General features: G+C 59.8%; 11 protein-coding genes. All 11 read right to left on the bottom strand.

Going from position 1 to position 13,611, the window contains the following annotated elements:
- Positions 1 to 124: 124 nt before the first annotated feature.
- Positions 125 to 1,543: an 8-oxoguanine deaminase gene (locus tag ACFPPD_RS25075; RefSeq protein WP_209746998.1), complete on the bottom strand. Its 1,419-nt coding sequence runs from the start codon at positions 1,541 to 1,543 to the stop codon at positions 125 to 127.
- A gap of 232 nt (positions 1,544 to 1,775) precedes the next feature.
- The gene (gene ftsY, locus ACFPPD_RS25070) at positions 1,776 to 2,786 is read right to left on the bottom strand and encodes a signal recognition particle-docking protein FtsY (RefSeq protein ID WP_209746999.1); all 1,011 of its coding nucleotides are present in this window, start codon (positions 2,784 to 2,786) and stop codon (positions 1,776 to 1,778) included.
- Positions 2,787 to 3,025: 239 nt separating this feature from the next.
- Complete coding sequence (gene smc / locus ACFPPD_RS25065) at positions 3,026 to 6,595, bottom strand: chromosome segregation protein SMC (RefSeq protein ID WP_209747001.1); 3,570 nt, start codon at positions 6,593 to 6,595, stop codon at positions 3,026 to 3,028.
- A 39-nt stretch (positions 6,596 to 6,634) separates the two neighbouring features.
- Entirely contained in the window at positions 6,635 to 7,336 is a 702-nt protein-coding gene (gene rnc, locus ACFPPD_RS25060; RefSeq protein WP_209747003.1) for a ribonuclease III, read from the bottom strand.
- A gap of 90 nt (positions 7,337 to 7,426) precedes the next feature.
- Positions 7,427 to 8,665 (bottom strand): beta-ketoacyl-ACP synthase II, encoded by a 1,239-nt coding sequence (fabF, locus tag ACFPPD_RS25055; RefSeq protein WP_209747005.1) that lies wholly within the window; start codon positions 8,663 to 8,665, stop codon positions 7,427 to 7,429.
- A gap of 102 nt (positions 8,666 to 8,767) precedes the next feature.
- Positions 8,768 to 9,001: an acyl carrier protein gene (gene acpP, locus ACFPPD_RS25050; protein ID WP_115990925.1), complete on the bottom strand. Its 234-nt coding sequence runs from the start codon at positions 8,999 to 9,001 to the stop codon at positions 8,768 to 8,770.
- A gap of 65 nt (positions 9,002 to 9,066) precedes the next feature.
- Positions 9,067 to 9,813 (bottom strand): 3-oxoacyl-[acyl-carrier-protein] reductase, encoded by a 747-nt coding sequence (gene fabG / locus ACFPPD_RS25045; protein ID WP_209747096.1) that lies wholly within the window; start codon positions 9,811 to 9,813, stop codon positions 9,067 to 9,069.
- A 46-nt stretch (positions 9,814 to 9,859) separates the two neighbouring features.
- Positions 9,860 to 10,786: an ACP S-malonyltransferase gene (gene fabD / locus ACFPPD_RS25040; RefSeq protein WP_209747007.1), complete on the bottom strand. Its 927-nt coding sequence runs from the start codon at positions 10,784 to 10,786 to the stop codon at positions 9,860 to 9,862.
- Between the two features lie 41 nt (positions 10,787 to 10,827).
- Positions 10,828 to 11,814, bottom strand: a complete 987-nt coding sequence (locus tag ACFPPD_RS25035; protein ID WP_378083773.1) for a beta-ketoacyl-ACP synthase III — start codon at positions 11,812 to 11,814, stop codon at positions 10,828 to 10,830.
- A gap of 10 nt (positions 11,815 to 11,824) precedes the next feature.
- Positions 11,825 to 12,814 (bottom strand): phosphate acyltransferase PlsX, encoded by a 990-nt coding sequence (plsX, locus tag ACFPPD_RS25030; RefSeq protein WP_209747009.1) that lies wholly within the window; start codon positions 12,812 to 12,814, stop codon positions 11,825 to 11,827.
- Between the two features lie 105 nt (positions 12,815 to 12,919).
- Positions 12,920 to 13,495, bottom strand: coding sequence for a transcription factor FapR (fapR, locus tag ACFPPD_RS25025; protein WP_209747100.1), 576 nt, complete (start codon positions 13,493 to 13,495; stop codon positions 12,920 to 12,922).
- Positions 13,496 to 13,611 lie beyond the last annotated feature (116 nt).

Here is a 13,611-nt window from a genome sequence, read left to right as displayed (position 1 = left end):
CTCTCGAATTGAATTTCGGCATCTATCAAACATTGGATATCGCCAAAATATGTGAAATGTATGTAAATATATATAACATATTAGAGGCAAAATTGTTCGATTGCAATAACCATGTCATGTATATTTACATGGATAATGCGTTTCTTCTGGCGCGGTAATCGATCTTCGTGCGGAACGTCGCCTCGCCAAGAAGGCGGTCGGCGGCGGCTTGGGCGGATTCCGCCAACTTCCTTTCGTCGACGCCGACGAGAGCGCCGTCCATGACGACGATTCGGCCTCCGACGATCGTCGTGTCCACCGTCTGCGACAAACCCGTCAGCACGGGGAGCGCCGCGTCGTCGAACAACGCGCCGGCGAATTCCAGCTTGCTTGCGTCGATTATGAACAAGTCGGCGGCCTTGCCCGGTTCGAGCGATCCGATCGCGTCCTCCCAACCGAGCACGCGCGCCGATCCTACGGTCGCGATCTTGAGGAAATCTTCCGCGCCGGGAGCCGTCGGACCGTCGGTTAAGCGATGGACGAGGTGGGCGATCTTCGTCTCGAGCAGCATGTTGGAGTCGTCGTTGGAAGCGGAGCCGTCGACGCCCAGTCCGACCCGCACGCCCGCTTTGAGCATTTTCGCCAGCGGCATCGTCCCGGAGCTCAGCTTCATGTTGCTGGTCGGGCAGTGCGCGATACCGCACCGGTGATGGCCGAGCCGCGCGATCTCTCCGTCGTCGAACCAGATGCCGTGCGCGAACCAGACGTCGTCTCCGATCCAGCCATGCTTTTCCATATAGTCGAGCGGCCGCAGGCCGAACCTCCCGATGCAGAACCGTTCCTCGTCTTCCGTCTCCGCCAGGTGCGTATGCATGCGCACGCCGTAACTTCTCGCGAGAGCCGCCGATTCGCGGAGCAAATCCGTCGTGACGGAGAACGGGGAGCAAGGCGCCACGCCGATGCGAAGCATCGAGAAGCGGTCGGCGTCGTGATATCGTTCGATGACCCGTCTCGTATCGGTCAGAATCGTACGTTCATCTTGGCACACCTCGTCCGGCGGCAACCCGCCGCCGGACCTGCCGAGACTCATCGAACCGCGGGTCGGATAGAAGCGGATGCCCAGCTCTTGCGCCGCCCGAATCTCTTCGTCGATCAACTCTCCGGATACGCCGTTCGGAAAACAGTAGAAATGGTCGGACGTCGTCGTGCATCCCGACTTCAGCAATTCCCCGATGCCGACCGCCGCGCTGACGTACACGTCCTCGGGCCGAAGCTGGCGCCATACCTCGTATAGCGTAAGCAGCCAATCGAACAAGCCGCATTGCTGGGCGAATGGAATGTTGCGGGTCAAGTTCTGGTATAGATGATGGTGGGTGTTAATCATGCCGGGATAGACGATCTTTCCTCCAGCGTCGATGACCGCGTCGGCCTTATCGTAAGGCAAATCGTAGCCGATGGCGACGATTCGTTGCCCTTCCGCGTAGAGGCTGCCGCCGGGATAGACGTTGCGTTCGCCGTCCATCGTAACGATGTTCCTCGCGTTCTTGATGAGTAAAGTCGACATCGGCATCCATCCTCGTTTCGAGTGCGCGTTAGCTAATTGATTCATTTTATGTAGCGAGAGGCTTTCGAATCAACGGTGTTTCGGCTTGTTTGTCAGTTTTCATAACATGGACCCCTACTTTTCGTGAAAAACGCCTTTTAAAACGCAAAAGAACCGCTTCGCGGAGAGACCGATCGGCTTCCCGCAAAGCGGTTCTTATTGTGATTAACGCTTGGTTATGTTGGCTGTGGGGCTACTTAGAGCCGTCCTCGTCTTCCGCTCCCGCGTCGGTACCGGCCATGCCGGCGAATAACGCGTGCACGAACTGGTCGGCGTCGAATTGCTGCAGATCGTCCATCTTCTCTCCGAGGCCGACGAACTTCACCGGCAGCGACAATTCGTTGCGGATCGCGATGACGATGCCGCCCTTCGCCGTGCCGTCCAACTTCGTCAGCACGAGGCCCGTCACGCCGCTTTTCTCGCCGAACAGCTTCGCTTGCTGAAGCGCGTTCTGGCCGGTCGTCGCGTCGAGCACGAGCAGCGTCTCGTGCGGCGCGCCCGGAATTTCCCGTCGGATGACCCGATGGATTTTGGCGAGCTCCTCCATCAGGTTGTTTTTGTTCTGTAACCGCCCCGCCGTGTCGCAGATCAGCACGTCCACTTTGCGTTGCTTCGCCGCCTGCACCGCGTCGAACATGACCGCCGCCGGGTCCGAACCCGACTCTTGCTTGATGACGTCGACGCCGACGCGCCCGCCCCACACTTCGAGCTGTTCGATCGCTCCCGCGCGGAACGTGTCGCCCGCTGCGAGCAGCACGTTCTTGCCTTGCTGCTTATAACGCCACGCGAGCTTGCCGATCGTCGTCGTCTTGCCGACGCCGTTGACGCCGACGAACAGGATGACGGTAATGCCGTTCGGATTTTCTTTCATGCCGACTTCGTCGCCGGTCGACTGGAGCATGCCGACGAGCTTTTCCGACAGGATCGGGCGAAGCTCCGCCGGCTCTTCGATTTTGCGCTTCTTCACTTCCGCCCGTAACTCGTCGATCAGCCCCATGACCGTATTCACGCCGACGTCCGCGCCGATCAGAATTTCCTCGAGCTCCTCGAAGAATGCCTCGTCGATTTTTTTCCGGCGGCTGAACAGCTCCTCGACTTTGCCGACGAACGCGTCCCGCGTCTTCGACAATCCGTCGCGGAACTTGCTCGTGACCGCTTCCGTCTTGGACGCGATGCTTTCTCGCAATCTTTTGAAAAAACTCATCGTGTTTCCTCCACTCCAACCTCGCGCTCGTATGCCAAGCACGTAAAATCGTGACTCCCCGCGCCATTAGCGGCGCGTGAGGACGTTATTTCGCCGAATTCGCCAACTCCCGCTCATTAGCGGTGCGTGAGGACGTTATTTCGGCGAAATCGCCCAACGCTTGCTCAATAGCGGCGCGGGAGGACCTTAATCAATCGAAGAGAGCGCCTCTCCCAAAGTTAGCGGCGGCGATCAGACGATTACGCTGTAGCCGTCATCTCTTCCGTCTCTTCCAGTCGGACTGAGACGAGCTTGGATACGCCGCCCTCTTCCATCGTGACGCCGTAGAGCACGTCCGCCTCTTCCATCGTGCCTTTGCGGTGCGTGACGACGATAAACTGCGTTGAATCCGAGAATTCTCGCATGTATCCCGCGTAACGCGCCACGTTCGCTTCGTCCAACGCGGCCTCGACTTCGTCGAGCACGCAGAACGGCACCGGCTTCACGTGCAGGATCGCGAACAGCAGCGCGATCGCCGTCAGCGCCCGCTCGCCCCCGGAGAGGAGCTGCAAGTTCGTCAGCTTCTTGCCCGGCGGCTGGGCGACGATGTCGATGCCCGTATCCAAAGGCCTGTCCGAATCGACGAGGACCAGATCCGCGCGTCCGCCGCCGAACATCCGGGAGAACACGACGACGAAGTGTTTGCGGATCTCTTCGAACGTCGTGCGGAACCGCTTCGACATTTCGTCGTCCATTTCCTTGATGATGCCGTGCAGCTTCGTCTTCGCCTCGATCAGGTCGTTCTCTTGGCTTGACAAGAAGTCGAAGCGCTCGGACACCCGCTTGTACTCCTCGATGGCGCCCAAGTTGACGTCGCCGAGCGAGGTCATCTTGCGTTTCATCTCGCGAACCTCGTTCTGCGCGGCGACGATATCTTCCAGCACGGGATAGCGGGCTTTCGCCAGCTCGAAGCCGATCTCGTATTCCTCGGTCAGCTTGCGAAGCAGATTGTCGAGCTCGACGTCCATCCGATTGACCGCGATTTCCGCTTGCCGCAACCCTTCTTCGACGTTGCGCAGCTTCGACCGTTGGTCTTTCGTCTCGCCTTCCTTGCGTTCCAGCTCGCGCTGCTTCTCCGCGCGGTCGGCGCGTTTGAATTCGATGTTCTCGGTATATTGCTTCTTCTGGATGCGAAGCTCATTCAAGCGTTCGCGCTGCTCGACGGATTCTTGCTCGGTTCGAGCCGCTTCCGCCTCGTTGTGCTCCAGCGATTCCTTGAATTGCTTGCGTTCGCCGGTAAGCCGCGCAAGCTCGGCGCGTTGCCGGGAAGATTGCTCTTCCAGCGCCGCGCGGTCCTGTTCGAGACGGGCGATCGATATTTTCAGATCGGTAAGCTCGGCCTGCAACTGCTCCTTGGCGGACGCGCTCTTGCGCCGCAGCTCCTCCGCTTCCCGGATGCGATCCTGAATGCGTTGTTCTTCCGCGGCCAGCGTCGCAAGATTGGCTTCCGCCTCTTCCTTGCTGGACAGCAAGCCGCCCGCTTCCGCATTGAACGCGGCTTTCTCTCCAGCCAACGCCGCCCGTTGCTCGGCCAGCAGCTTCTCGTCCTGCTCGAGCTGCGCGCCCTCTCCGGACACCTGCTGCTCGCGAAGCCTCTCTTGCTCCCCTTGTTCGCGTAATTGCTCGATGTTCTGGGACGCGATGGCCAGCTCTTTTTTCAGATCGTCGACTTCGGCTTTCGCCTTGTCTTTGGCTTCTTCCGCGCTTGCAATCTCGCGGTCGAGCTCTTCGAGCTGCCGCTGGCGGCCGAGCAGGCTGGACGACTTCTTCGCCACGCCGCCGCCCGTCATCGAACCGCCCGCGTTGACGACGTCTCCGTCGCGCGTCACGACGCGGTAACGGTACTGCAAGCGCGAAGCGATCCGGTTCGCTTGCTCCAACGTCTCGGAGATGAGCACGTTGCCGAGCAAGCTCCCGACGATCGCGGCGTATTTCGGCGCGAAACCGACGAGCTCGGAAGCGACGCCGACGAAACCTTCGGCGCTATCGAGCATCCTGCGGTCGCCGTCGGACAAGCTTCTCGCGCGGATGACGTCCATCGGCAGGAACGTCGCGCGTCCCGACTGCCGCTGCTTCAAGTAAGCGATCGCCGCGCGCGAGCTTTTCTCGTCTTCCATGACGATATGCTGCAACGCGCCTCCCAAAGCCGTCTCCATCGCGACCTCGAGCGGTCCCGGCACGCTGACGAGCTCCGCCACCGCGCCGTGCACGCCGTGCAGGTTGCCCCTCTTCGACCCTTTCAGCACTTCGCGAACGCCGTGCTGGAAGCCGTCGTAATCGTTCTGAAGCTCCTTGATCGTGTCCCGGCGGGAGACGAGCGCTTCCCGCTTCTGCTCGGAGCGCCGCACGTTCGCCAGCGCTTCCTCCAGCTTCCGCTGCAGCTCGCCCGATCGGGCGCCTTCCGCCACGTAACGGTCGCGAACTTCAGCGAGCGTCCGCGACACTTCGGCTAGCCGCGTTTCCAATTGCGCGCGCTTGCTCTCCAAAGCCGTCGATTGCTCGGCAAGCTTCGCCTCTTCTTCGGAGATGCGCGACATGCGGCGCTCCAGCGCCTCGCGCTGCCCGTCTCCGTAGCGAATATCGTTGCGAGCTTGCGCCATCGCGTTCAGCGTGTCGAACAGCTCGGCCTTCAGCTTCTCTTCGGCTTCCGTGCTTCCGTCCGCCAACGCTAGACGCAATTCCTCGTCCGCGAGCTTCGCCGTAAGCGCGCCCAGCTCCGTCTCCAATTGCGTGCGCTTATCGCGCGCGACGGCTTCCTCGGCCGTCGCCGCGGAGAACCGCTCTTCGGCCGAAGCGAGCGATGCCCGCAAGCCTTCGCGCGTCCGCTCCAAATGGCCGCGGCGTTCGTTCAGCAGCTCGACGTAACCTTCCGATTTCTCGGTTTCTTCGCTGCAATGGAGCAGCTCGTCCTGCAGCTTCTCGAGCAACTCCTCGAGTTGCGCGAGCGCGAACCTTTCTTCTTCGAGCAGCGCGTCATGCTTGCTAACGAACGTCGACAAGCCGAGTTGCTCCTCGCGGAGGGCTGCGAGCTTCTCGTTCGTCTGCGTCCACGACGTGTGCACGCCCTCGATCTGGTGGACGTATAGCGCGATTTCCTTGTTCTTCAGCCCGTCTTTAAGCTGCTTGTAGGCTTCCGCTTTCTCGGATTGCTCCTGGAGAGGCTCGATCTGGCCTTTGAGCTCGCTGACGAGGTCGTGAATACGCAAAAGATTGCTTTCCGTATCCTCGAGTTTCTTCTGCGCTTCTTTCTTGCGGCTCTTGTATTTCACGATGCCGGAAGCTTCTTCGAAGATGCCGCGGCGATCTTCGGAACGCGTACTCAGAATCTCCTCGATCCGGCCTTGCCCGATGATCGAATAAGCTTCGCGGCCGATGCCCGTATCCATGAACAACTCGGTAATATCCTTCAGCCGGCAAGGCTGCTTGTTGATCAAATATTCGCTTTCCCCGTTCCGGTGAACTCGGCGCGTAACCGTCACTTCGCTGAAGTCGAGCGGAAGCGCTTTGTCCATGTTGTCGAGCGTAAGCGACACTTCCCCGAAGTTGACCGCTTTGCGCGAATCGCTTCCGGCGAAAATAATGTCCTGCATGTTACCGCCGCGAAGGGACTTCGCGCTTTGTTCCCCGAGCACCCAACGGATGCCGTCGGATATGTTGCTCTTGCCGCTTCCGTTAGGCCCGACGACCGCTGTAATGCCGCGAACGAACTCCAGCTCGGTTCGGTCCGCGAACGATTTGAAGCCAGTCAGCTCGATTCTTTTCAAAAACATAAGGAATGATACTCCTCTCGAGTCGATCCGTTATCCGCGTTAGCCGGGAAAATGTTCCGCGAAAGCAGCCAGCGCGCGCGATGCCGCCTGCTGTTCCGCTTCTTTTTTCGAACGTCCCGTGCCCGTCCCCAACTGCCGGTTGCCGAGCGCCACGACCGCGACGAATTCCCTGTCGTGCGCCGGTCCCCGCTCTTCGACGATACTGTAATCGAGCGCCCCGATCGACGTCTGTTGCGCTTTCTCCTGGAGCTCCGTCTTGTAATCCTTGAGCGGCGCTTGACCGTTGTCCGGAAGCAAGCCGAACAGGTGGCGTTCAAGGAATAATCTAACCGCTTCCAATCCTTGGTCTAGATAGAGCGCGCCCAGGAACGCTTCGAAAGCGTCCGCGAGCAACGACGGCCGCGTGCGGCCTCCCGTTTGCTCCTCCCCTTTGCCGAGCAGCACGATCTGCCCGAATTCGAGCGCCTCGGCAAAACGGACAAGCGACGGTTCGCAGACGATGCTGGCGCGCAGTCGCGTCAATTCGCCTTCGGGCCGTTCCGGGTATACCCGGTACAAATATTCCGATACGGTCAGTTGCAGCACGGCGTCGCCGAGAAATTCGAGCCTCTCGTTGTCGGCGATCTTCGCGCCCCGTTGCTCGTTTACGTAAGACGTGTGCGTGAACGCTTGTTTCAGAAGAGCCGGATTGCGGAATCGGACTTGCACTTTCTCTTGCAATCGCTGAAAGCCTTCCTTCATGATCTTCACCTCGGACCGCGCCCGAAAAAGTCCCCGTAAACGACCGAACGCAGACAGCATATGCCGCCTGCGTCGACGTTCACGCGCTTATTAGGCTTCGTATTTACGTAAAATGATGGTCGCGTTATGACCGCCGAACCCGAAGGAGTTCGACAGCGCGATTTTGACGTCCGCTTCGCGGGGCACGTTCGGCACGTAGTCCAAATCGAGCTCCGGATCTTGGTCGTCCAAGTTCGCCGTCGGAGGTATGACGCCGTTCTGCAACGTTAATCCGACGATGACCGCTTCCACGCCGCCCGCGGCTCCGAGCAAATGGCCGGTCATCGATTTCGTCGAGCTGACGGCAAGCTTGTAAGCATGTTCGCCGAACACCGACTTGATCGCGGTCGTCTCGGATTTGTCGCCGACCGGGGTCGACGTGCCGTGCGCGTTGATATAATCGACTTCGCTAGGCTCGATGCCGGCGTCTTTGAGAGCCTTCTTCATCGAACGGGCCGCGCCTTGCGGATCCGGCTCGACCATGTCGTAAGCGTCGCCGCTCATGCCGTACCCGATCACTTCGGCGTAGATTCTCGCTCCGCGCGCTTTCGCGTGCTCGAGCGACTCCAGAATCATGACGCCGGAGCCTTCTCCCATGACGAATCCGTCCCGGCCCGCGTCGAACGGACGGCTGGCTTTCTCCGGCTCGTCGTTGCGCGTGCTCATCGCTCTCATCGAGCAGAAGCCCGCCATGCCGATCGGACGGATCGTCGCTTCCGCGCCGCCGCAGATCATGACGTCGGCGTCGCCGCGTTGGATCATCTTGAAGGAGTCTCCGATCGAGTGCGTTCCGGTGGCGCAAGCCGACACGGCCGCCGTGTTCGGGCCTTTCGCGCCGGTGATCATCGAGATTTGGCCGCTGGCCATGTTCGCGATCATCATCGGGATGAAGAACGGGCTGACCCGGCGAGGACCCTTGTTCATCAGGATCGTGTGCTGGTCTTCCCACGTGCCGAGACCGCCGATGCCGGAACCGACGACGACGCCTACCCGCTCGGGATCCGCGTTCACGCCGATTTCGAGCTTGGCGTCTTCGATCGCCATCTTGCTGGCCGCGACGCCGAATTGCACGAAGCGGTCCATTTTGCGGGAGTCTTTCTTGTCGATATATAGGCTAGGATCGAAATCCTTGATTTCAGCGGCGATCTTCGTTGTATATTCGGTCGTATCGAACGCTTCGATCGTGCTGATTCCGGATTTGGCGTTCATAAGGTTGTTCCAGAGCGTTGGCAAATCTGAACCGAGGGACGTCACGACTCCCATCCCCGTAACGACGACGCGTTGTGTCAAAACCCATTCACCTCTTCAGGGTATTTCAATCCCCGCGTATAGCGGGAACGGTTCCATAAATGTGCAGAAGTCCCGTCGCGATAACGGGACCCGGTCGATCATTTACGCATGAGATTGTATGTATTTAACGACTTCTCCCACCGTTGTGATCTTCTCTGCATCCTCGTCGGAAATCTCCAAGTCGAATTCGTCTTCGAGTTCCATTACGAGTTCAACCACATCGAGAGAGTCAGCGCCCAAGTCGTCTTTGAAGGATGCTTCGGCTGTTACCTCTGCCTCTTCAACACCTAGGCGTTCGATAACGATGCGTTTAACGCGTTCTTGTACATCGGACATCCGGTTCACCTCCCTTAACGTATTATACGTGAATCATAGACAAAAAGCCATACCGCCTATACGGACTACATGTACATTCCGCCGTCGATGTGAATCGTTTGGCCGGTCATGTACGAAGCCGCGTCGGACGCCAGATAGACGACCGCCGTGGCGATATCCTCCGGCCGGCCCATGCGGCCGAGCGGAATTTCGCCTAGCAGCTTCTCGCGAATGTCCGCGGGAAGCTTGTCGGTCATATCCGACTCGATGAAGCCCGGCGCCACGGCGTTCACCGTGATCCCGCGGGAGGCGAGCTCCCTGGCCGCGGATTTCGTCAAGCCGATGACGCCGGCTTTGGACGCGACGTAATTCGCTTGCCCCGCGTTGCCGAGAACGCCGACGACGGACGAAATATTGATGATACGGCCCGCGCGCTGCTTCATCATCGGGCGGCTGACCGCCTTCACGCCGTTGAACACGCCCTTCAAGTTCGTCTCGATCACTTCGTCGAATTCGGCTTCCTTCATCCGCATGATCAAGTTGTCGCGGGTAATGCCCGCGTTGTTCACGAGAATGTCCAGCTTGCCGAACGCCTCTAGCGCCGCGGCGACCATCTCGTCGAACTCGGCGGATTTGCCGACGTTCGCCTTGACGGCGATCGCCTTGCGGCCGAGCGCCTCGATAGCCTTGACCGTCTCCGCGGCCGCGGCCTCGCTGCCGGAGTAGTTCACGGCGACGTCCGCTCCCGCTTTGGCGAGCGCGATGGCGATCGCGCGGCCGATGCCGCGGGACGCGCCGGTAACGAGCGCGCTTTTTCCTTCTAAACTCCACATCGTCATGCCCCGCTCACCCTCCCGCTCCATTGTCTCAGTTTCGGTTTCATTGCGCAACCGCGGCGGCCGCCTCGGCGCTGTTCACCGAGATGACCTGCACGGTTTTGTCGATTTTCTTGATCAAGCCGGCCAACACGGAGCCGGAGCCGATCTCGACGAACGTGTCGACGCCTTCGCCGATCAGGAATTTCACCGTGTCTTCCCATTGCACGGGAGAGACGACCTGCTTCACGAGCAGATCGCGAAGCTCGTCTCCGGACTTGACCGCTCTCGCGTGCACGTTGGCGACGACGGGTACTTCCGCGTCCAGGAATTCGACTTTGGCGAGCTCCTCGGCCAGATTGTCCGCCGCGGGCTGCATGAGCGACGAATGGAACGGGCCGCTCACGTCGAGCGGGATGACCCGTTTGGCCCCGGCTTCCTTGCCCCGCTCGCCGATGGCGGCGACGCCATCGGCCGTGCCGGAGACGACGATCTGCCCCGGGCAGTTCACGTTGGCTAGCTCGACGCGTCCCGCGGTCGCGGATACATCCTCGCACAAAGCTTGAAGCGCTTCGCGCTCGGCGCCGAGAACGGCGGCCATCGCGCCCTTTCCGCTAGGAACGGCTTGCTCCATGAATTGGCCGCGCATGCGAACGAGCATCAAGGCGTCTTCGAACCCGAGGACGCCGGCCGCGACGAGCGCGCTGTACTCGCCGAGCGAATGTCCCGCCACGAAGTCGGGCTTGACGCCTTGGGCCTTGTACATTTCCAGAAGCGCGAAGCTCGTCGCCAGAAGCGCGGGCTGCGTGTTCGCCGTCTGGCGAAGCTGCTCGTCCGGTCCTTCGAACGCAAGCTTCGAGAGCGGGAATCCGAGCACCTCGTCGGCTTTGTCGAACGCCGCGCGAGCCGCCTCGTTGCTGTCGTAAGCGTCTTTCCCCATGCCTACCGCTTGCGCGCCTTGGCCGGGAAACACGAATGCGATTTTACCCAATGAGATTTCCTCCTCTGCCTATCGGACCGTTCGGACGGCCGTTACCATACCAGTACGGACGCGCCCCAAGTGAGGCCGCCGCCGAAGCCGACGAGAACGAGCTTGTCGCCTTCTTTTACCCGGCCTTGCTCGACCGCTTCGGCGAGCGCGAGCGGAATCGAAGCGGCTGACACGTTGCCGTACTTGTCCAGGTTGATCATCGCTTTGTCCACAGATAGATCCAAGCGTTCCATCGCGGATTGGATAATGCGGATGTTCGCTTGGTGAGGAATAAGAAGATCGATGTCTGCCTTCGTATAACCGGCGGTCGCTAGAGCTTCCTCCGCCGCGCTTCCCATGACGCGGACCGCGAACTTGAACACGTCGCGACCGTTCATTTCGATGAAATGCTTCCGCTCGCCCACCGACTGCTCCGTCGAAGGAAGCCTCGAACCCCCGCCGCAGATGCGAAGCAGTTCGCCGCCCGCGCCGTCGGCGCCCAGCTTGAACGATTTGAAGCCCCTGCCTTCCGGCACTTCCCCGAGAACGGCCGCTCCGGCCCCGTCTCCGAACAGGATCGCCGTGTTGCGGTCCGAGTAGTCCGTAATGCGGGATAGACACTCCGCGCCGACGACGAGAATTTTCTTGTAGACGCCCGTCGCGATGAAGCCGTTCGCGTTCGCCAAGCCGTAGATGAAGCCCGAGCAGGCGGCCGACAGGTCGAACGCCGCGGCGTTCTTGGCACCGAGCTTCTCCTGAAGAATGCAGGCCGTAGACGGGAAGAACATGTCGGGCGTAATCGTCGCCACGATGATCAGGTCAATCTCCTCGGCAGACACGCCCGCCGCCCGCAACGCTTGAACGGATGCCTCGTAAGCGAGGTCCGACGTCGCCTGTTCCGGCGCCGCGATCCTTCTTTCTCTCATCCCCGTGCGGGTGACGATCCATTCGTCGTTCGTTTCGACCATTTTCTCCAGGTCTTGGTTCGTTAAACGGCGCTCCGGAACGTATTTGCCCGTTCCGAGGATGCCGACGGAAATTCCGTTCATGCGCCTCTACTCACTTTCCTCTGATTTCTTCGGCAATCGCCGATAAGAGCCCGTTGCCGATCGCCGTGCGGGTTTGCCGGATCGCCATCTTCATGGCGTTCGCGTCGGACGAGCCGTGCGCTTTGACGACGAGCCCGTTCACGCCGAGGAGCGGCGCCCCGTTGTATTCGTTATAATCGAACAGTTTCTTTACTTTGCGAAGCTTCGGCTTCAGGATGGCCGCCGCGATCTTCGCCGGGAACGACGAGGTCATCTGTTCCCTCAGCACCTTGAACACGACGGACGCCGCGCCTTCGATCGACTTCAGCATAATATTCCCGGAGAAGCCGTCGCATACGACGACGTCGCACGGACCGTTAAGCACGTCCCGCGACTCGACGTTGCCGACGAAGTTAATCGGCGCTTGCTCGAGCAGTTCGTAGGCCGCCTTCGTCAGCTCGTTGCCTTTGGCCGCTTCCGTTCCGACGTTCAGCAAGCCGACGCGCGGATTCTGAATGCCGTGGACCTTGTGCCGGTATAAGCTTCCCAAGATCGCGTACTGAAGCAAATGTTCCGGCTTCGCGTCCATGTTGGCGCCCATATCGAGCGCCAGTATGCCGACTTGGTCGAGCGTCGGGAACATCGGCGCGAGCGCCGGACGTTCGATGCCTTTAAGCCGTCCGACGACGAGCAGTCCCGTCGCCATAAGCGCGCCGGTGTTGCCCGCGGAGATCATCGCGTCGGCTTTGCCTTCCTTCACCAGCCGTCCGGCGACGACCATCGAAGAATCGGGTTTGCGGCGCACCGCCTTGACCGGCTCGTCGTCGCTGCCGATGACTTCCAGCGCGCTTACGACCGTTATATTCGCAGGAGCGTCGGCGTCAAGAAAGGGCTTGATCGCCTCCGGATCGCCGACGAGAATGAGATGCGTATCCGGCCATTCGGCGGCCGCGGCCTTGGCGCTTTCGACTTGGGCGCGCGGCGCGTGGTCTCCGCCCATCGCGTCAATCGCTATCCGCATGGACAACACTCCTTTAAGTCCGATTTTGATCACGAAGAGTTTCTGGAAGCTATTTCGGCATCGAATCTTGAATGCTGCACGGGACTACCGGTTCTCGCTCCCGGTCTATGTTTTCGATTCTCCGGCGGATCTATAAATGATGAAGTTTCCCTGAAATACCATTTCTTCGCCGACGTAAGTGAATACTTCGACTTTCGCTTTTCCTTTTTGCTCGCCGCTCGTTCTCACGTATGCTTTGGCGATGCATTTCTCGCCCAGTCTCGCGGGCCGGATAAACCGGATGTCCGCAGAAGCGGTAAGGGCGATCTCGTCGTTGATGACCGCGACCGCCAGCGAATTCGCCTGGGCGAATACGTGGTGCCCCCTGGCGATGCCGGTACGGGAAAACACGTGCTCGTCTCTGATTTCGAACAAAGAGATGCCGCTCTTATCGAGCTGCAAATCCAGAATATCCCCGATAACCTCGTGCAATGGCAATGATTTCACGGAGTCGTAAGACCTTTCCGCCATCAGCTTGAGCCGTTCCCTCAATTCGGGAATGGCAAGCTCCAGCCGGTCCAAGCGGATCGTCTGGATGCTGACCTTCAGCAGGCGGGTCAATTCCCGGTCGGTGAGAAACGGATTCTCGTCCAATAGCCGGCTAAGCTGCTGATGACGCTGACGTTTAGGGAGCCGTTCCATGCCTACCACCGCTTTCATTCCGTTAGAGGTTGTTAAGAAAAACTTCGATCGAAGTCCCTCGAGATGAGCGACCGCGTTCAACGGAAGTTTTTCCAAGTACAGAATGTCTTCATTTG

It is taken from the genome of Cohnella suwonensis (genome assembly GCF_042655365.1).
Classification (GTDB): Bacteria; Bacillota; Bacilli; order Paenibacillales; family Paenibacillaceae; genus Cohnella; species Cohnella suwonensis.
This window is presented reverse-complemented; position numbering and strand designations above follow the sequence as displayed.

Excerpts from the sequence above, each read along its gene's own strand:
- fapR (WP_209747100.1), bottom strand. The coding sequence starts at position 13,495 with ATGGAACGGCTCCCTAAACGTCAGCGTCATCAGCAGCTTAGCCGGCTA.
- ACFPPD_RS25035 (WP_378083773.1), bottom strand. The coding sequence starts at position 11,814 with ATGAACGGAATTTCCGTCGGCATCCTCGGAACGGGCAAATACGTTCCG.
- fabG (WP_209747096.1), bottom strand. The coding sequence starts at position 9,813 with ATGTGGAGTTTAGAAGGAAAAAGCGCGCTCGTTACCGGCGCGTCCCGC.
- smc (WP_209747001.1), bottom strand. The coding sequence starts at position 6,595 with ATGTTTTTGAAAAGAATCGAGCTGACTGGCTTCAAATCGTTCGCGGAC.
- acpP (WP_115990925.1), bottom strand. The coding sequence starts at position 9,001 with ATGTCCGATGTACAAGAACGCGTTAAACGCATCGTTATCGAACGCCTA.
- ftsY (WP_209746999.1), bottom strand. The coding sequence starts at position 2,786 with ATGAGTTTTTTCAAAAGATTGCGAGAAAGCATCGCGTCCAAGACGGAA.
- rnc (WP_209747003.1), bottom strand. The coding sequence starts at position 7,336 with ATGAAGGAAGGCTTTCAGCGATTGCAAGAGAAAGTGCAAGTCCGATTC.
- ACFPPD_RS25075 (WP_209746998.1), bottom strand. The coding sequence starts at position 1,543 with ATGTCGACTTTACTCATCAAGAACGCGAGGAACATCGTTACGATGGAC.
- plsX (WP_209747009.1), bottom strand. The coding sequence starts at position 12,814 with ATGCGGATAGCGATTGACGCGATGGGCGGAGACCACGCGCCGCGCGCC.